This is a genomic window from Ruegeria sp. SATB045, from assembly GCF_059613525.1.
Map to the genome: position 1 here is coordinate 22,396 of NZ_JBXWSR010000008.1, position 17,582 is coordinate 39,977.

17 protein-coding genes are annotated in these 17,582 nt (G+C 58.4%); 7 read left to right on the top strand and 10 right to left on the bottom strand.

Annotation, left to right across the window (positions count from 1 at the left end; translation table 11 throughout):
• Positions 1 to 107 precede the first annotated feature (107 nt).
• From AC2FNR_RS00945 to AC2FNR_RS00960, 4 genes are all read left to right on the top strand, one after another.
• Positions 108 to 1,280: an MFS transporter gene (locus AC2FNR_RS00945; RefSeq protein WP_170724650.1), complete on the top strand. Its 1,173-nt coding sequence runs from the start codon at positions 108 to 110 to the stop codon at positions 1,278 to 1,280.
• Between the two features lie 23 nt (positions 1,281 to 1,303).
• Complete coding sequence (locus tag AC2FNR_RS00950) at positions 1,304 to 2,338, top strand: glycosyltransferase family 4 protein (protein ID WP_496847661.1); 1,035 nt, start codon at positions 1,304 to 1,306, stop codon at positions 2,336 to 2,338.
• A gap of 111 nt (positions 2,339 to 2,449) precedes the next feature.
• Complete coding sequence (locus AC2FNR_RS00955) at positions 2,450 to 3,472, top strand: aspartate-semialdehyde dehydrogenase (protein ID WP_420585615.1); 1,023 nt, start codon at positions 2,450 to 2,452, stop codon at positions 3,470 to 3,472.
• Between the two features lie 123 nt (positions 3,473 to 3,595).
• On the top strand, positions 3,596 to 5,206 hold the full coding sequence (locus tag AC2FNR_RS00960; RefSeq protein WP_496847662.1) for a DUF4139 domain-containing protein: 1,611 nt from the start codon (positions 3,596 to 3,598) through the stop codon (positions 5,204 to 5,206).
• Positions 5,207 to 5,269: 63 nt separating this feature from the next.
• Here AC2FNR_RS00960 and AC2FNR_RS00965 read toward each other — a convergent pair whose 3' ends face one another.
• Positions 5,270 to 5,920 (bottom strand): carbonic anhydrase, encoded by a 651-nt coding sequence (locus AC2FNR_RS00965; RefSeq protein WP_170355681.1) that lies wholly within the window; start codon positions 5,918 to 5,920, stop codon positions 5,270 to 5,272.
• 153 nt (positions 5,921 to 6,073) lie between these two features.
• On the opposite strand from AC2FNR_RS00965, the gene AC2FNR_RS00970 reads away from it, so the two are divergent.
• The 3 genes from AC2FNR_RS00970 to AC2FNR_RS00980 all read left to right on the top strand — a co-directional run bounded on the left by AC2FNR_RS00970 (position 6,074) and on the right by AC2FNR_RS00980 (position 8,634).
• On the top strand, positions 6,074 to 6,454 hold the full coding sequence (locus tag AC2FNR_RS00970) for a hypothetical protein (RefSeq protein ID WP_414478922.1): 381 nt from the start codon (positions 6,074 to 6,076) through the stop codon (positions 6,452 to 6,454).
• 63 nt (positions 6,455 to 6,517) lie between these two features.
• Positions 6,518 to 7,900, top strand: coding sequence for a leucyl aminopeptidase family protein (locus AC2FNR_RS00975; RefSeq protein WP_496847663.1), 1,383 nt, complete (start codon positions 6,518 to 6,520; stop codon positions 7,898 to 7,900).
• Complete coding sequence (locus tag AC2FNR_RS00980; RefSeq protein WP_496847664.1) at positions 7,897 to 8,634, top strand: C40 family peptidase; 738 nt, start codon at positions 7,897 to 7,899, stop codon at positions 8,632 to 8,634. The genes AC2FNR_RS00975 and AC2FNR_RS00980 overlap by 4 nt, the downstream gene beginning before the upstream one ends.
• On the opposite strand, the gene AC2FNR_RS00985 is transcribed toward AC2FNR_RS00980, so the two are convergent.
• The 9 genes from AC2FNR_RS00985 to AC2FNR_RS01025 form a co-directional block, all read right to left on the bottom strand.
• Positions 8,631 to 8,981: a DUF2794 domain-containing protein gene (locus tag AC2FNR_RS00985; RefSeq protein WP_209195876.1), complete on the bottom strand. Its 351-nt coding sequence runs from the start codon at positions 8,979 to 8,981 to the stop codon at positions 8,631 to 8,633. The genes AC2FNR_RS00980 and AC2FNR_RS00985 overlap by 4 nt on opposite strands.
• A 72-nt stretch (positions 8,982 to 9,053) precedes the next feature.
• Positions 9,054 to 10,721 carry an ABC transporter permease gene (locus AC2FNR_RS00990; protein WP_496847665.1) on the bottom strand — a complete coding sequence of 556 codons (1,668 nt, stop codon included), beginning with the start codon at positions 10,719 to 10,721 and terminating at the stop codon, positions 9,054 to 9,056.
• 119 nt (positions 10,722 to 10,840) lie between these two features.
• The gene (locus AC2FNR_RS00995) at positions 10,841 to 12,058 is read right to left on the bottom strand and encodes a phenylacetate--CoA ligase family protein (RefSeq protein ID WP_480868988.1); all 1,218 of its coding nucleotides are present in this window, start codon (positions 12,056 to 12,058) and stop codon (positions 10,841 to 10,843) included.
• Between the two features lie 19 nt (positions 12,059 to 12,077).
• On the bottom strand, positions 12,078 to 12,911 hold the full coding sequence (locus AC2FNR_RS01000; RefSeq protein ID WP_170755462.1) for an ABC transporter ATP-binding protein: 834 nt from the start codon (positions 12,909 to 12,911) through the stop codon (positions 12,078 to 12,080).
• Between the two features lie 73 nt (positions 12,912 to 12,984).
• Positions 12,985 to 14,265 (bottom strand): ABC transporter substrate-binding protein, encoded by a 1,281-nt coding sequence (locus tag AC2FNR_RS01005; RefSeq protein ID WP_170355675.1) that lies wholly within the window; start codon positions 14,263 to 14,265, stop codon positions 12,985 to 12,987.
• A 75-nt stretch (positions 14,266 to 14,340) separates the two neighbouring features.
• Positions 14,341 to 15,417: a branched-chain amino acid ABC transporter permease gene (locus tag AC2FNR_RS01010; RefSeq protein ID WP_170355674.1), complete on the bottom strand. Its 1,077-nt coding sequence runs from the start codon at positions 15,415 to 15,417 to the stop codon at positions 14,341 to 14,343.
• Positions 15,418 to 15,420: 3 nt separating this feature from the next.
• The gene (locus tag AC2FNR_RS01015) at positions 15,421 to 15,678 is read right to left on the bottom strand and encodes a hypothetical protein (RefSeq protein WP_170355673.1); all 258 of its coding nucleotides are present in this window, start codon (positions 15,676 to 15,678) and stop codon (positions 15,421 to 15,423) included.
• Positions 15,679 to 15,681: 3 nt separating this feature from the next.
• Positions 15,682 to 16,668: a branched-chain amino acid ABC transporter permease gene (locus tag AC2FNR_RS01020; protein WP_170755463.1), complete on the bottom strand. Its 987-nt coding sequence runs from the start codon at positions 16,666 to 16,668 to the stop codon at positions 15,682 to 15,684.
• A gap of 29 nt (positions 16,669 to 16,697) precedes the next feature.
• On the bottom strand, positions 16,698 to 17,516 hold the full coding sequence (locus AC2FNR_RS01025) for an ABC transporter ATP-binding protein (protein ID WP_170355671.1): 819 nt from the start codon (positions 17,514 to 17,516) through the stop codon (positions 16,698 to 16,700).
• Positions 17,517 to 17,582: the final 66 nt, after the last annotated feature.

Sequence of the window (17,582 nt, forward strand, 5' to 3'; positions counted from 1 at the left end):
ACCGATTGTGGCACCTGTCCCGCGAAATCGTCATTACACACATGCTTGTGTGCGGAGTCCTGCCGTGCCAAGCATAGCCGGTTAGCCGCGGGGGAGAGTGTCATTTCATGAAAGCAGGTTTGGTCGTGTTGTGCCTGGGCTATGTGCTCAGCCAGTTTTTTCGCGCGTTTTTAGCCGTACTCAGCGTCGATCTAGGCCGGGATATCGGCGCCACGCCAGAGGACCTCGCTTTTGCCTCAGGTCTTTGGTTTTTGGTCTTTGCCGCCATGCAACTGCCGGTGGGCTGGGCGCTGGATCGGGTCGGGCCGCGGCTGACCTCGACTGTTTTGTTGCTGGTCGGTGGCGCAGGCGGCGCACTGATCTTTGCCGTGGCCAGCACGCCTTTTCATGTCGCCCTGGCCATGGGGCTGATCGGAGTGGGATGCTCGCCGATCCTGATGGCGTCTTACTTTATCTTCGCCCGCGAATACCCCCCGGCCCGTTTCGCCACGCTGGCCGCCCTGATGCTGGGTGTTGGGTCGGTCGGAAATTTGGTCGCCTCCTACCCCACTGCGCTGGCCGTTGAGCTGATGGGTTGGCGCGCCACAATGGTCACTTTGGCCCTGTTTTCGGGCGTGATCGCCATCGGCATCCTGTTCACAGTTCATGATCCCAAACGCGTTGAAACCGACCACAAAGGATCGGTTCTGGATCTGCTGAAGCAGCCCGCACTCTGGGCCATCCTGCCCCTGATGTTGGTGGCCTATGCGCCATCGGCTGCAACCCGCGGCCTTTGGGCCGGGCCCTATCTGAGCGATATCTTCGCACTCAGCACAACACAGATCGGAACCGCCACTCTGATCATGGGCGCGTCGATGATTGCGGGCACCTTCGCCTATGGCCCGCTTGACCGGATATTGGGAACGCGGAAATGGGTGATCTTTGGCGGCAACGCGCTGGGCGTGGTCGCCCTGACTCTGTTGTGCCTGTGGATCGACAATGCGGTCTGGTTGTCGGTAGTTCTAATCTCGGTCATCGGGTTCACCGGGGCCAGCTTTCCTGTCATCATGGCCCATGGCCGCGCCTTTGTTCCTCCACACCTAGTGGGCCGAGGCGTGACCCTGTTGAACCTGTTCGGGATCGGAGGCGTCGGCCTTGCCCAATTCGTCACCGGCCGCGTCCACGCGGCCACGGTAGACATCAGCCCCTCTGCACCCTACACAGCGATATTCGGCTTTTTTGCCATCTCGCTTGCCATTGGCTGCGTGATCTATCTATTCAGCCGGGACAGCGTCGACTGACGCTAACCCCGTCAGGAGAGCCCATGTCTGACCCGCGCGTCATTGCCCCCAATCTCAAACGCAGGCTTTCGGGCGTGACGGCAACGATTGCGCGGCTGGTGCCGTTGCAGGTGCAATGGATCGACATTGCAGCCACCGGTCCGGGCCTGCCTGCCGATATCCCGCATATCCCGCTTGGCCGCCTGCCCTTTCTGTCGCGCAAAACCCTGCGCGTCTGGCACGCGCGTCGCAATACCGAGATGCTGTTGGGTCTGTTCCTGCGCAACATCCTGCGGTTGCGGCTGAAACTGCTGTTCACCAGCGCGTCGCAGCGGGCGCATACGGGCTATACCAAATGGCTGATCGACAAGATGGACGCCGTAGTCGCCACCTCGCGCAAAACCGCCGGGTATCTGGATCGGGATGCACAGGTGATCATGCATGGTATCAACCTGCAGGATTTTACCCCGCCCGAGGATAAAACGACCGTTCGCGCCCGGTTGGGCCTGCCTGATGGCCTCCTGCTGGGCTGCTATGGCCGCATCCGCCACCAGAAGGGTACTGACGCCTTTGTGGATGCAATGATCGAGCTATGTGGCCGCTTTGACGATGTGCATGGCATCGTCATGGGCCGCGCCACGGAACAACACACCACCTTTCTGTCCGAATTGAAAGACAAGGTCGCGGTGGCGGGCCTGTCCGACCGCATCCTCTTCATGCCCGAGGTTACAGTCGACCAGATCGCCGAATGGTATCAGGTTCTGGACCTCTTCATCGCACCCCAGCGGTGGGAAGGCTTCGGCCTGACCCCGTTGGAGGCGATGGCCTGCGGCGTACCCGTCGTGGCCACCGATGTCGGTGCGTTCTCTGAGATCGTTACTGACCCGTCATTGGGCCATGTGGTGGAGCCAGGCAATATCCCGGCCTTGGCCGATGCCGCAGCCCGGATGCTGGAAAACCGCGATTCTCTAGCGCAATCCGGCCGCGCCGCCCGTACCCATGTCGAGCAGAATTTCGACATCAACGGCGAAGCAAAGACCCTTGTCGCCCTCTACGAACGGCTTTTGACCGACACCTGAGGCGATGCGCCGCGTCAAATCGGTGTCATCGGGCGGAATCTGACCCGAAAACCCTTTTTTCTTTGCCGCAACGCAGCTATGAACGCGCGTCCTTAACTTTGGAGACATGAAATGGGCTATCGCGTCGTTGTCGCCGGCGCCACGGGTAACGTGGGCCGCGAAATGCTGAACATTCTGGCAGAACGCCAGTTCCCCGTCGATGAACTTGCCGTGCTGGCAAGCCGTCGTTCGCTGGGTACAGAAGTTAGCTTTGGCGACAAGACACTGACCACCCAGGACATCGATACCTTCGACTTCACCGGCTGGGACATGGCGCTGTTCGCCATCGGCTCGGACGCAACCAAGGTCTACGCGCCCAAGGCGGCGGAGGCTGGTTGTGTGGTGATCGATAACTCGTCGCTCTATCGCTACGACCCCGACATTCCGCTTATCGTGCCGGAATGTAACCCGCAGGCGATCCACGACTATAAGAACAAGAACATCATCGCGAACCCCAACTGCTCGACCGCGCAGATGGTTGTCGCGCTCAAGCCGCTGCATGATCGTGCCAAGATCAAGCGCGTCGTCGTGTCGACCTATCAGTCGGTCTCGGGCGCGGGCAAAGAGGGCATGGATGAGCTGTGGGATCAGACCAAAGCGGTCTACAACCCCACAACCGAAGTGGAGCCGAAGAAGTTCCAGAAGCAGATCGCCTTCAACGTCATCCCGCAGATCGACGTCTTCATGGAAGACGGCTCGACCAAGGAAGAATGGAAGATGGTGGTCGAGACCAAAAAGATCGTCGACCCGTCGATTAAGGTCACAGCCACCTGCGTCCGCGTTCCGGTCTTTGTCGGCCACTCCGAGGCCGTGAATATCGAGTTCGAGGAATTCCTGGACGAAGATGAGGCCCGCGACATCCTGCGCGAGGCACCGGGCATCATGGTGATCGACAAGCGCGAGGCCGGTGGCTACGTCTCGCCTATCGAATGCGCGGGCGATTTCGCGACTTTCATCAGCCGCATCCGTCAGGACTCGACCGTGGAAAACGGCATCAACCTGTGGTGCGTGTCCGACAACCTGCGCAAAGGCGCCGCCCTGAACGCGGTGCAGATTGCCGAACTGTTGGGCCGTGAGGTTCTGAAAAAGGGCTGAAATCGCTAACCTGAACCAATATGAAGGGCCGCCTTTTGGGCGGCTCTTTTTATTTTGACTTGATGTATTGTGGTTCAATTGCAACCAATACGGTAGTTTGCAATTTTATTTCCGCGAGTGATTATGAAGCCAGTGTTCTATTTGTTGGCCCTTGTGCCGACCATTCTGTCCGCCGAAACCTTTACCCTTGATACAGATGTCAGCGCCGTGACCGTTTACCCGGACAGCGCCCTGATCACCCGAACAGCTGAGTTCGAAGTTCCGGCGGGCACTCATCGCCTGATCCTGCTGGGCACCCCAGAGAACGACGATTTAGGCCACCAAATCGCGACCATGCAGTTCCGCGCCGATGGGTTAACCCAAACAGCCCTTATTTCACGTTTCGAAGACGTGCCCTGGCGTGAATATGTCGGCGACGCCGTCAAACAGGTAGAAGACCGCATCAAAGACATAGAAACGCGAATTCAATCGGTTCAAGATCAGGCCGAAACCGTCCGATTGAAGGCCCAAGCTGCCGATCACACGATTACGTTCCTGTCCAATCTGGGGCGTAATGTTGGTTTGGCCGGATCGGATCCCGAAAACCTGCGCAACATTGCCCGCATGGTTGGAAACGAAGCCCTTGAGGCTGAAAACACTGCGCTGGCGGCAGAGCTTGAGGCCCGCGAAATAGAAACCCAACTGACCGAGCTTGAGATCGAGTTGGACGCCGCCCGCGCTGATCTGGCCGCCCTTTTGCCCGAAGCGAATGAACGTATCCTTATCGCCGTAGATGTTGTTGCCGAAGAAGATACAGAAGGAACATTATCGCTGTCATATCTCAGTTATGAAACCGCAACTTGGCAGCCGGCTTATGTATTTGATCTGAAGACCGGAAGTGTCCCGGAGGTACAGATCAGTCGTAGCGTTCTGGTGGGTCAAATGACCGGCGAGAACTGGAACGACATCACCCTCAGCGTTTCCACACTACAGCCCAACGATCAAAGCGCCGCGTCAAGGATTAGAGACAAACGCCGCTCCATTCGTGAAAAACCCAAAGCGCTGGAAGAACCGGTTGTAGAGGCGCCCGTTTTCGAACTAACTCAAAGATGGAGACCGAGCGCCGCGACAATTCAAGGGACAGGCACGACCTATACACTGCCTGTGCCGATCTCGATTTCCAGCGGATATGGGGCCGCCGAGCTGGAACTGGACAGCATGTCCCAACCTGCGGAAGTGTTTGCCCTGGCAAATCCCAGCCGGGATACCACAGCCTATCGGACCGCGCGGTTTACGAACCCTTATTCGCAAAACCTGTTTTCATCTGACTACGCCCGGTGGCAGGTCGACGGTGTTTTGGTCGCGGTCGACTCCAGCCCTGATATCGGCCCCGGCGAAGAGGTAGAGCTGGGATTTGGCCCCCTATACGCGCTCACCTTGCGGCGGCAGGTTCTGGGTCGGCGCAGTGGTGATGTCGGTTTGATTGCACGCTCGAACGAACGCGCCGAACGTGCGCAAATTCGTGTTGAAAACCTCTCGGATGAGACGTGGCCCCTGCGGTTGCTCGACAGTGTTCCATATTCCGAACAGGATGATCTTACTATCGAATGGACCGCGACCCCCAAGCCGACCGACGAGAATGTCGACAACCGGCGCGGTATTCTGGCATGGGAAATGGAGCTTGCGCCCGGCCAAACCGAAACCGTTGAGATCGAATCCAAGCTCAGCTGGCCCGAAGGAATGGTTCTGAAGTGATGAGTAACTGCGTTTCAAGAAGGGCCTGACCGGCCCTTCCGATCGCAGCGCACTTACTGATGGTCAAACAACCACGAACTTCTTTTCATGTGGGTCATAGCATTGCAGCCCGCCCTCTCCGATATCGGTCCACAACCCGTGCAGGCTCAGTGATCCGTCCTCGACAGCCGAAGCAATGAACGGGAAGGTCAGCAGGTTTTCCAGCGAGGCGACAACCGCGTGGCGCTCGAATTGGCGCGCCTGGTCCGTGCTGTCCTCGATATCCGCTACCAGATCATATTTCGGCTTAAGGATATCCATCCAACGCCCCACAAAGCTGTCTTTCGCTTCAAGCTGCGGGGCCTGTCCTTTGCACATGTCGATACAGCCCTGAACACCGCCACATTGCGAATGGCCCAGAACGATCAGATGCGCCACTTTCAACGCAGTTACAGCGTATTCGATTGCTGCGCTGGTGCCGTGGTGGTCTCCGTCCGGGGCATAGGGTGGAACCAGGTTGGCAATATTTCGGTGAATAAAAAACTCACCCTGATCGGCTCCGAAAATCGAAGTCACGTGCACCCGGCTGTCACAGCAGGAAATGACCATGGCGCGCGGGCGCTGTCCTTCGGTGGCAAGACGCCGGTACCAGACCTGATTTTCCGAATACGTCGTAGCTTTCCAGCCGTGATATCGCTTGACCAGATAGTTCGGCAAAGGTTTGGCGCGATCCATTTTTATGTCCTTAGTCTTGTGTCTGACGAGTGCTGTAACCTGAATTCGCCGAAAATTCGAGCCATTATCCCAGTGCGCTGCAAGGTTTTGCAAAGGAATTCCGCGCAACAGTCAATCCACGCCGTGGGGGCGTTTAGAATTGGGGTAAATGTGGTGGAAAAGATAGTCACACTTGAACACAAGGAATCCGTCCGTCTGGATCCGGACCAGTTGAATGGTCTTTGCGGGCAACTGGGTGATCAGAATGCACTGGACGTGCTATGCCGCACAGTCGAGGAATTGGCCGTGCGCTTGTCGAATTGCGAACGCTACTGGCGGCGGCGTGATTGGACCAGCTTGCGCAAATGTGCGCGTTCCCTGGTGGCGATTTCCGAACAGGTCGGCATGACTGCGCTGGCGCGCGTGGCGGGCGATGTGGCGCATAACGTGGATGTCGGCGATGCCGTCGCCACCGGCGCAACACTGTCGCGCCTGATCCGCGTGGGTGAGAAATCGCTGACCGTTATTTGGGACCAGCAGGATCTTTCGGTCTGACGGGGCTTGCGGACGGATCGTGGACGGATAGGCTGGGCGCAAACCGAACCAGTTGAGATCCCCATGACTCTGTCCTTTGCCTCCGCCTCTGACCCGTCCCTGCCATTGCACGTGATCGCGCAGCCCCAGCTCGAAAGCTGGCTGGCGGATCAGTCGGGCGCTGTGAGGGCTTGGGTTGAAAACAGCGGCTTTACCGCTGGTTTGGGTCAAACCTTGTTGATTCCCAATGCAGACGGTGCGCCGTCCATGGCGCTGGCGGGCTATGGCAAGCCTGCGGGTCGCGCACGCAAACGGTTCCCGCTGGCCGCCGCTGCCGAAGCTTTGCCCAAGGGCACGTATCACATCGCTTCGGGCCTGCCAGACGACGTGGTTGAGACCGAATGTCTGGGATGGTTGCTGACAGGGTATAGTTTTGACCGCTATGCCAGCCAATCCGCTGCCAAGGCCCGCCTTATCGCCCCGGACGGCGTGGATACCACCCGGTTGGAGATTGTTGCCAAGGCCGAGGCATTGATCCGCGATCTCGTCAACACACCTGCATCAGATATGGGGCCGGATCAGTTGCAGGCCGCTTCTGAAGCGCTGGCGCAGGAATTCGGCGCATCCTGTTCAGTAATTGTGGGCGATGATCTGTTGAACCAGAATTTTCCCATGATCCACACGGTGGGTCGTGCGGCCGCGCAGGCTCCTCGTCTGATCGAGATGAACTGGGGTAACGCGGGGCCGAAACTGACTCTGGTCGGTAAGGGTGTCTGTTTCGATACCGGCGGGTTGAACCTTAAACCCGGTGCATCAATGGGATTGATGAAAAAGGACATGGGCGGGGCAGCCAATGTGCTGGGTCTGGCGCGGATGATCATGGCGCTGAACCTGCCGTTGCAACTGCGTGTCCTGATCCCAGCGGTTGAGAATTCGGTGGCCGGGAATGCATTCCGACCCGGCGATATCCTGGCTTCGCGCAAGGGCCTTTCGGTCGAGATCAATAATACCGATGCCGAAGGGCGTCTTGTTCTGGCAGACGCGCTGGCGCTGGCGGATGAGGGGCAACCAGACCTTGTGATTTCGATGGCGACATTGACCGGCGCAGCACGCGTGGCGGTAGGAACCGATCTTGCGCCGTTTTACACCAATGATGACGACGTGGCGGATGCCCTGGCCCGCGGCGCGCGTCAAGCAGCCGATCCGGTCTGGAGAATGCCCTTTCACGAGCCGTATGAAGGGATGATAGAACCTGGCATCGCCGATCTGGACAATGCGCCGGCTGGTGGGTTTGCCGGGTCAATCACCGCCGCTCTGTTCCTGCGCCGCTTTGTGGGTGACAACCGTTATATGCACTTCGATATCTTCTCGTGGCAGCGCAGCAAGGAACCGGGGCGCAGCAAAGGCGGTTTGGGACAAGGTCCACGCGCCCTGCTGGCCGCCTTGCCCGAGATGCTGAACCTATGACGCGACATAGCATCATCAAACCGGTCGTCGATTTGATGCGCGCGCCCGATGGCCCTCGGGATCGACAGCTTTTATACGGGGACACTGTCGCGGTGACCGATGCCGCAGATGGATGGAAGCAGATCAAAGCGGACAAGGATGGATACCGTGGCTGGGTCCGCTCGAACCAGCTTGGTCTGCACGTTCCTGCTACCCATTGGATCACTGCACCGGCGACGCATATCTACGCGCAGCCGGACATGAAAAGCCCGGATTCCGCGTCGCTGAGTTTCGGCAGCAAGATAACCGCCAGTTCCGAGAAAAATGGGTTTCTGGAAACTGGTCTTGGGTTTATTCCCGCTGTTCACGCCAAACCTGTCGGCGTCACCCTGACCGATCCGGTCGCCGTTGCCGAACTGTTTTTGGGCACACCGTACTTATGGGGTGGCAACAGCCGGTTTGGGTTGGATTGCTCGGGCCTGGTGCAGGCCGGAATGCTGGCCTGCGGAATGCCCTGTCCTGGCGATAGCGGGGATCAAGAGCGTGAAGTTGGCAGAACGCTGCCCGACGGTACACCGCCCCAACGTGGCGATCTTTTATTCTGGAAAGGCCATGTTGCATGGGTTTACGCTGAGGACATGCTTCTACATGCCAACGCCTTCCACATGGATGTGACGTTCGAGCCGATGACGCAGGCGATCGAGCGTATCAAGGATCAGGGTGACGGGCCAGTGACCAGCCATAAAAGGCTCTAATCAAGGTCAACCGAACGGATCAGCTTGCGTTCCAATACCCGCAGCACAGTGCGCAGATCATGGCCGCGCTTCAGGATACGGCCATCCATGCCCACCACCGAATACATCCCCTGTTTTTGCCGCAGGCGCGGGTGCTTTTCGACCCGATAGATCGGATGTTCAGCCGTGCGGCGAAAGATGGAAAACACTGCCATGTCGCGCAGGTTGGAAATGCCGTAGTCCCGCCACTCTCCGGCGGCGACCATCCGGCCATAGACGGACAGGATATGCGACATCTCGTGGCGGTTGAAGGCGACGGGCATCTGGGCCGAGTTGCCAGAGAACCGGCTAGGAGGCTGCATGTTCATGCGTTAAGCCTTGCCGGAAAACGCGTCTGAATCAAGCCCACCCAACGCAAGGTGTGGTAATTTTGAAGCGACCTAGCGTCTGCGCCCCACTTGCCGGCAGATCAGAATAACCGGCAACAGCCCCACAGCCAGAATAACCAGCGACGGCACCGCAGCCCCCTCAAGCCGTTCGTCCGAGGCCAGCCGATAGGCTTGCACCGCCAGTGTGTCAAAGTTGAACGGGCGCATGATCAGGGTCGCTGGCAGCTCTTTCATCACGTCCACAAACACGATCAGCAGCGCGGTCAGCAGCGATGGTGTCAGAATCGGCAGGTGCACGCGGCGCAGCGTGCCCAGCGGGCTTTGTCCCAAGGACCGAGAGGCCGCGTCCATATTGGCGTGTACCGTGCTTTGACCGCCCTCATAAGCGCTGAGCGCAGCGGCCAGGAACCGGACCATATAGGCCGCAACCAGCAGCCAGATCGAGCCGGTTACAAGCAACCCGGTCGAGATATCGAAGGTCTGCCGCATCCACGCGTCCAGAGCATTGTCGAAACTTGCAAAGGGCACGATCAAGCCGACGGCGATAACTCCGCCCGGCACCGCATAGCCCAGCCGCGCCATATAGCCAGCGCCCGAGGATACCCGACCAGGGCGCAGACGCTGAAAGAACCCGACACAGATCGCAGCAAACACTGTAATCACCGCGGCCGTCCCCGCCAAAGTCAGCGAGTTCTGGATGAAGCCGATATAGCGCCGCGACAGCAGGTTCTGCTCTGATTCCATCCCCATCTGAACCAGAATGAATACCGGCAGCAAAAAGCCCAACAGTACCGGAATGGCACATAGCGTAAACGCTGCCGCCGCCTGCCATCCTTTCAGTTGGGCCGAGGGCAGAGATGCGTGGCTTTTGCCCGCCTGGTAATATTTCGCTTTGCCGCGTTGCATCCGTTCAGCCACGGCCATCAGCAGTGCAAAACCCAGAAGGCACAACGCGAGTTGCGCGGCGGCAGCACGATCTCCGATGGAAAACCAGCTGGTGTAGATCCCGGTGGCAAAGGTTTGCACGCCGAAATAGGCGACGGTGCCGAAATCGGCGATGGTCTCCATGATGGCCAGCAACACACCCCCGGCAATCGCCGGGCGCGCCATTGGCAACGAAACGTGCCAGAAGGCCAGCCACGGGCTTTTGCCCAGCGCACGTGCAGCCAGAAAGGCACTGGCGCTTTGCTGCAGAAATGCCGCGCGGGCCAGCAGATAGACATAAGGATAAAGCACGAGGATCAGCATTGCCGCTGCACCCTCGGTCGAGCGGATCTCGGGGAACCAGTAATCACGCGGACCCCAGCCGGTTATGTCGCGCAGGGTGGTCTGAACGATACCTGGGTGGTCCAGAATGAACGTATAGGCATAGGCCAGAACATAGGCCGGAAAAGCCAGCGGCAGCACCAGCGCGATCTCCAGGAACCGAACACCAGGAAAACGGGTCATCGTCACCAGCCACGCCGCACCGACACCAATGGAAAACGTCCCCATCGCCACCAAAACAACCAGCACCGCAGTGGTCAGCGCATAGCCCGGCAAGACCGTTTCCATTAGGTGAGAGATCGTGTCCGTCCCGCCCGTCACCGCCGCCAGAACGACGGCCAGCATAGGCAGCAGACAGGCCGCCGCCACCAGACAGGCCACTGTCGCCACCAACCGGGTGCCCAACGCGCCGCGGTTGCGCGTTCCGTGTTCTGAGAATTCGACGTCGGCCATGATCCCGGCTTGTTACTGGCTAAGGCGCAAGTTTCGTCTTTAATCGACCAAAACGGTCGGAAACACCAGTGGGCAGGGGTACAAATCTGCGGCACATACTGCCGCAGACCTGCTTGGCGTCATTCGTAAACGCGCTGATCCTCGATCACCAACCCATCCTTGGGCAGTGATCCCGGTGCGACGACCTCGATCGCGCCTTTCAGTTTCAGCAGCTCGACAACCGATTTGGCATAGGCCATGTCATCGCCACCGGGGCTTTCGATCTGAACGGTCATCATGTCCATCTCACCCTGGCGGGCGGCAATGACGCGAGCTTTGACGATCTCGGCATGTTTATCGACCAGCGCGGCCACCTGTTCGGGGCGCACAAACATACCCTTGATCTTGGTGGTCTGATCGGCGCGGCCCATCCAGCCCTTGATCCGTGCATTGGTGCGCCCGCAAGATGACTGGCCGGGCATGATCGCCGATAGATCGCCTGTCGCGAAACGGATCAGCGGATAGTCGGGGTTCAATGAGGTCACAACGACCTCACCCACTTCACCCTCTGCCACCGGGGTACCGGTGCCGGGGGTCACGATCTCGACAATGACATGTTCGTCGATGATCATCCCCTCCATTGCGGGGCTTTCGTAGGCGATGTTACCCAGATCCGCGGTCGCATAGCATTGCAGGCACGAGATTCCACGATCCGCGTATTCCTGCCGCAGTGACGGGAACAAGGCCCCGCCCCCTACAACGGCGGTGGTGAAATGAAGCTGGACGCCCATCTCATCCGCCTTGTCCAGTATGACCTTCAGGTAATCCGGCGTCCCGGCATAGGCAGTGCAGCCCACATCGCGGGCAGCAGTCACTTGCAATTCGGTCTGGCCGGTGCCTGCGGGCAGAACAGCTGCCCCGACCGCGCGCGCGCCGCTTTCAAAGATCATACCCGCGGGCGTCAGGTGATAGCCAAAGCAATTCTGAACGATATCGCCCGGCCCCACACCAGCAGCGTGCAGGAATCGGCCCATGCGCCACCAGTCGGGATCGGTGCTGCCCGGTTCGTAGATCGGGCCCGGAGATTGAAACACATGGTGGAAATGCCGTGCGGGTTTGACGGTGAACCCTCCAAACGGAGGACGTGCAGCCTGTGCCTGCGCCAAGTCTGATTTGCGCAGCACCGGTAGCTTGGGCAAGTCCTCAACCGATGCGACACCATCTGTCTCCACATCCGCCAGATGCGTTTGGAAACCCGGGGCAGACAGGGCCCGTGCAAGCTGCTTTTGCAGCGCCTCGGCCTGATCGGCGGCGCGTTTGTCGGCTGATCGGGTTTCGAGTGCGTCGAAATAGGTCATCGCCAGATCCTCCATCCGCTTACAGCCACCTCTTGCGGCGGCGATAGGACCGCACATCGCGGAAGCTCTTGCGGCCCTCATCAGACATACCGAGGTAGAATTCCTTCACGTCCGGGTTTTCGCGCAGCTCCGCCGCCGGACCGTCCATCACCACACGACCCGATTCCAAGATGTAGCCGTAATGCGCAAACCGCAGCGCCACGTTGGTGTTCTGTTCGGCCAACAGGAAGGACACACCCTCTTTCTCGTTCAGGTCCTTCACGATGCCGAAAATCTCTTCGACCAACTGCGGGGCCAGACCCATCGAGGGTTCGTCCAGCAGGATCGTCTCGGGTCGTGACATCAATGCGCGCCCCATGGCGACCATCTGTTGCTCACCGCCCGAGGTATATCCGGCTTGGGATTTGCGGCGTTCGGCCAGCCGCGGGAAATAGGAATAGACAAGCTCAAGGTCTTTCTGAATCGCAGCCGCACCGTCCTTGCGGGTATAGGCACCGGTCAGCAGGTTTTCCTCGACCGTCAGGTGTTCGAAACAATGGCGGCCTTCCATAACCTGGATGACGCCCTTTTCAACCAAATCCGCCGGATCGCTTTCATGCACGCTGGTCCCGCGATACTTGATCGTCCCTTTCGTGACCTCGCCCCGTTCCGAATGCAGCAGGTTCGACACCGCCTTGAGCGTTGTTGTTTTGCCCGCCCCATTGCCACCCAGCAAAGCGGTTATCCCGCCCTTGGGCACGGTCAGGCTGACGCCTTTCAAAACGAGGATCACGTGGTTGTAGATCACCTCGATATTGTTGACCTCAAGCAGGGTTTCAGCCTGCACTTCGGTGTTTTGAGCCGCATCCAGCATCAGTGCGTGTCCTCAGGCTTGTGTTAGGGTCGGGGCGGCGTCAATGCGCCACCCCGTTTTTCAGAAGATCGGATCAGCAACGTCCGTCGATTTTGTTCTCGGTCGCATAAGCGCTCGAGTCTTCGTTGATCAGCGGGCCGATCACGTCGCCATCGGTGGCCTTGAACTCTGAAATCAAGCTCCAGGTCTTGCTGGCCGCGTCCCATTGGGTCACGCCAACCAAAGCGTCCCCGCCGTGGTTTTCGCACGAGACCGAGAAGGCTGGACCAAAGTTGGGCAGACCCAGTTCGGTCATCTTGGCTTCGGTGATTTCCAGCGCTTCCATACCATCGCGCATCATCGCAGGGGTGATGTCGTCGGTGCCGTGGATTTCCTGCGCTTTCTTGGCAGCTTCGGCGGCCAACATAGCGGCATAGAGACCGCGGTTATACAGAACCGTACCTACCTGATCGCCCGCACCGGCAGCCTTACCGGCGTCGACCACATATTTCTGCAGGTCGTCAAAGACCGGGAAATCGGTGCCCACGTTGTGGAAGGTCAGTGCCTTGTAGCCGTTGGCGGCTTCACCCGCAGGCAGCACGTCATTCTCGGAACCCGACCACCAGATACCGATGAAGTTTTCCATCGGGTAGCGGATGTTGGCAGCTTCCTGAACAGCGACCTGGTTCATCACACCCCAGCCCCACATCAGGACGAAGTCGGGACGATCGCGGCGAATTTGCAGCCATTGGGATTTCTGCTCCTGACCTGGGTGATCAACGGGCAGCGCAACGAGCTCAAAGCCATGCTTTGCCGACAGCTCTTCGAGTGTGCGGATCGGCTCCTTGCCGTAGGCCGAGTTGTGATAGACCAGCGCGATTTTCTTACCGCTGAGGTCGCCGTTGTTCGACTCCAACAGATAGTTGATCGCACCCGAGGCCCCATCCCAGTAGTTCGCAGGATAGTTGAAGGTATGGCTGAACACGTCACCGTTCTTGGCCGAGGTACGCCCGTAACCCATCGTGTGCATCGGAATGCCATCTGCGGTGGTCTTGGGGATCAGCTGATAGGTAATGCCTGTCGAAAGCGGCTGATACACCAACGAGCCTTCGCCCTTGGTCGATTCATAGCATTCCACACCTTTTTCAGTGTTATAGCCGGTTTCGCATTCGATCACCCTGGTCGGAACTCCTCCGATCCCGCCATCGCGTTCATTCAGCAGTGTGAAATAGTCGGCATAGCCATCCGCAAACGGGATACCGCCCGCCGCATATGGCCCCGTACGATAACTAAGCGACGGAAAGACGAGGTCGGCCATAACCGGACCTGCCGCCATTACAGCGCCCAGCGCCATGGTTGCCAGTTTCAATTTCATCGGGTGTCTCCTCCCTTGGTTTGTCCGATGGTGAGCTCGGGCGTGTACCACCCGTTATGTGATTGGGCCGACCCGCTAGTGCGGGAATGGCCAGAGTCTCAGTTTTTCTTTCGCGACGCGCCACAGTTGCGCCAGACCATGTGGTTCAAGGATCAGGAACATGATGATCAGTCCGCCGACGATGACGAGATTCAAATGCGCCACGATATCGGTGGGCCAACCCAGCATGTCCGCACCGACGACCTTCAGCACGACTGGCAGCAGAACAAGGAACGCAGCCCCCGCGAAAGACCCGAAGATCGAGCCCAGCCCGCCGATAATGATCATGAACAGCACCAGGAACGACTTCTGGATGCCAAACACTTCGCCGACCTCGACCGCGCCCAGATAGACCGCAAAGAACAGCGCACCCGAGACGCCCACAAAGAACGAACTGACGGCAAAGGCCGTCAACTTCGCCCGCAGGGGGTTCACGCCGATGATCTCTGCAGCGATGTCCATATCGCGGATCGCCATCCATTTTCGCCCGGTCGTACCGCGCGTCAGGTTGCGGGCAATCACGGCACAGACTGTCAGGAAGATCAGGCAAAACAGGTAGGTGGCCCAGGCTGGCGCATTCGGACCTGTGATGATGATACCAAATACTTCCCGTTCAGGCGCGTTGATCTGACCCGAGGCTGAGTAGTTGTAGAACCACGGCACGCGGTTAAACAGCCAAACCAGGAAGAATTGCGCCGCCAGTGTCGCCACGGCCAGATAGAAGCCCTTGATCCTAAGGCTTGGCAAACCAAACAAAACACCCACCAGCGCGGTAATGCCACCTGCAAGGATAACATGGATAAACATGCTGACATCAGGGAAGGCCGTCATCAGCTTATAGCAAGCGTAGGCCCCCACAGCCATGAATCCGCCTGTCCCCAACGAGACCTGACCGCAATAACCCACAAGGATATTCAACCCGATCGCTGCAATCGCGTAGATCAGGAAAGGCAAAAGCAAAGCGTTCGCCCAGTAGTCGTTGATGATGAACGGGATGATCCCAAATGCCACCGCCAGCACCACATAGTACCGATACCGGTCGAACTTGATCGGGAAGGTCTGGCTGTCATCCACGTAAGAGACTTTGAAATCCCCTGCTTCACGATAGAACATGTCTTACTTTCCCCATTGTTCCTGCGCCCGGTTCCGGGCCGCAGCATCCAGTTGGTTCGATCCCTTGGCGTAGCCGCTCGCTTCGGACGCGCGCACAAGTTTCAAATAGGCCAGAACACCCATGACCAGACCGGCAAAAGCCAGAATGGCTGCGATTGTCACTTGCCCGTCCGACAGGTCGTCCGACGTCAGAGCGATATATCCAAACGCCCAGAACCCGGCCCAGGCAATGACATTGGTGATGGCGATCAGTTTGGTCATGCCCTACACCCTCTCGATGATCTTTTCGCCGAACAGACCCTGCGGCCGGAAAACCAGGAAGATCAGCGCCAGTACATAGGCAAACCAGTTCTCAGTCGCCCCGCCCACCATCGGACCGATGGCAAACTCAAACAGTTTTTCGCCCACACCAATGATCAGGCCGCCAACGATGGCGCCGGGGATCGAGGTGAAGCCGCCCAACATCAGAACCGGCAGCGCCTTGAGCGCGATCAGGCTCAGCGAGAATTGAACGCCCGATTTCGTGCCCCACATAATGCCCGCGACAAGGGCCACAAAACCGGCCACTGACCAGACCATCACCCAGATGAAGTTCAACGAGATCCCGACCGACAGCGCAGCCTGATGATCATCGGCCACCGCGCGCATCGCACGCCCTTGTTTGGTGTACTGGCTGAACGCCACCAGCGCCGCCACCAGCAATGCCGCGATCACTGTTGCAACAATGTCCAGATTGTCGATGAAGAAGCCGTAGCCAAAGATGTTGAACGTGCTCTCATCGATCCAAAGGTTGATGCCCTGCGGAAGGCCCACGTCCAGCGTCTTGATTTCGGACCCCCACATCAGGTCTGCAACACCCTCAAGCAGATAGGCCAGACCAATCGTTGCCATGAACAGAATGATCGGCTCCTGCCCCACCAGATGGCGCATCACAAAGCGCTGCACCGCCCAAGCCAGCAGAACCATCACCGCCATGGTCAGAATAATCGCCAGCAGCGCAGGCACGTTCCAGCCAAAATAGTGGATATGCGTCCCGAACGTGGCATTGATCAGATGCGCAAACGGCACCTGCCCTTTCATAATCCCGACCAAAGTCATCGCCGCAAACAGCGCCATAACCCCTTGGGCATAGTTAAAAATCCCCGAGGCCTTGTAGATCAGCACAAAACCCAGCGCGACCAAAGCATAAAGTACCCCAGCCATCAGGCCATTCAGGATGACCTCCATCGCGAATACCAACTGATCAGGCATGTCCGCCCCCTCTCATGTCTGTCAGATGTTTAGTCATGGCTCACCCCCAGATAAGCGTCGATGACTTCCTGATTGTTGCGCACCTCATCGGGTGTGCCGTCACCGATCTTGCGGCCATAGTCCATCACCACCACGCGGTCGCTCAGGTCCATCACAACGCCCATGTCGTGTTCGATCAGCGCGATGGTGGTGCCAAACTCGTCATTCACGTCCAGGATAAAGCGGCTCATGTCCTCTTTTTCCTCGACATTCATGCCCGCCATCGGCTCATCCAGCAGCAGCAGCTTTGGCTCCGCCGCCAAGGCTCGCGCCAGTTCGACCCGTTTCTTCAGCCCGTAGGGCAGGCGAGACACAGGTGTTTTGCGGATGTGCTGGATTTCCAAGAAATCGATGATCTTTTCGACCGCCTCGCGGTTTTCCGTCTCTTCCGCCTCGGCTTTACCCTTCCACAAGGCCTGTTGGATAATATTCGTCTTCATGAAGCCCAAACGCCCTGTCATGACGTTATCCAAAACGCTCATCCCCTCGAACAGAGCGATATTCTGGAACGTCCGTGCAATCCCCTGCTGCGCCACCTCAAAGGGTCGCATCTGCGGGCGTTTTGATCCGTGAAACCAAACCTCACCTTCCTGCGGCACATAGAACCCGGAAATCACGTTCAGCATCGAGGACTTACCCGCACCGTTCGGTCCGATGATGGCCCGGATCTCACCCTCGCGAATGTCGAACGAGATATCCTTGATTGCAACCACACCGCCAAAACGCAGGGTGATGTTCTTCATCTCCATCACCACACCACCGATCTTGCGGCCGTCTTCGGTGACATATCCTTCGGAACTATCCAGCATCAGATCCTCCCTGAGCTGCGAAAAAACGGGACGGCGGGCGGGGCGATGACCGCAAGGTCGAGCGGC

Coding starts and splice junctions, on each gene's coding strand:
- AC2FNR_RS00975 (WP_496847663.1), top strand. CDS start 6,518: ATGACTCTGTCCTTTGCCTCCGCCTCTGACCCGTCCCTGCCATTGCAC.
- AC2FNR_RS01005 (WP_170355675.1), bottom strand. CDS start 14,265: ATGAAATTGAAACTGGCAACCATGGCGCTGGGCGCTGTAATGGCGGCA.
- AC2FNR_RS00965 (WP_170355681.1), bottom strand. CDS start 5,920: ATGGATCGCGCCAAACCTTTGCCGAACTATCTGGTCAAGCGATATCAC.
- AC2FNR_RS00960 (WP_496847662.1), top strand. CDS start 3,596: ATGAAGCCAGTGTTCTATTTGTTGGCCCTTGTGCCGACCATTCTGTCC.
- AC2FNR_RS01020 (WP_170755463.1), bottom strand. CDS start 16,668: ATGCCTGATCAGTTGGTATTCGCGATGGAGGTCATCCTGAATGGCCTG.
- AC2FNR_RS00945 (WP_170724650.1), top strand. CDS start 108: ATGAAAGCAGGTTTGGTCGTGTTGTGCCTGGGCTATGTGCTCAGCCAG.
- AC2FNR_RS01025 (WP_170355671.1), bottom strand. CDS start 17,516: ATGCTGGATAGTTCCGAAGGATATGTCACCGAAGACGGCCGCAAGATC.
- AC2FNR_RS00980 (WP_496847664.1), top strand. CDS start 7,897: ATGACGCGACATAGCATCATCAAACCGGTCGTCGATTTGATGCGCGCG.
- AC2FNR_RS00995 (WP_480868988.1), bottom strand. CDS start 12,058: ATGACCTATTTCGACGCACTCGAAACCCGATCAGCCGACAAACGCGCC.
- AC2FNR_RS01010 (WP_170355674.1), bottom strand. CDS start 15,417: ATGTTCTATCGTGAAGCAGGGGATTTCAAAGTCTCTTACGTGGATGAC.
- AC2FNR_RS01000 (WP_170755462.1), bottom strand. CDS start 12,911: ATGCTGGATGCGGCTCAAAACACCGAAGTGCAGGCTGAAACCCTGCTT.
- AC2FNR_RS00950 (WP_496847661.1), top strand. CDS start 1,304: ATGTCTGACCCGCGCGTCATTGCCCCCAATCTCAAACGCAGGCTTTCG.
- AC2FNR_RS00990 (WP_496847665.1), bottom strand. CDS start 10,721: ATGGCCGACGTCGAATTCTCAGAACACGGAACGCGCAACCGCGGCGCG.
- AC2FNR_RS01015 (WP_170355673.1), bottom strand. CDS start 15,678: ATGACCAAACTGATCGCCATCACCAATGTCATTGCCTGGGCCGGGTTC.
- AC2FNR_RS00955 (WP_420585615.1), top strand. CDS start 2,450: ATGGGCTATCGCGTCGTTGTCGCCGGCGCCACGGGTAACGTGGGCCGC.
- AC2FNR_RS00985 (WP_209195876.1), bottom strand. CDS start 8,981: ATGAACATGCAGCCTCCTAGCCGGTTCTCTGGCAACTCGGCCCAGATG.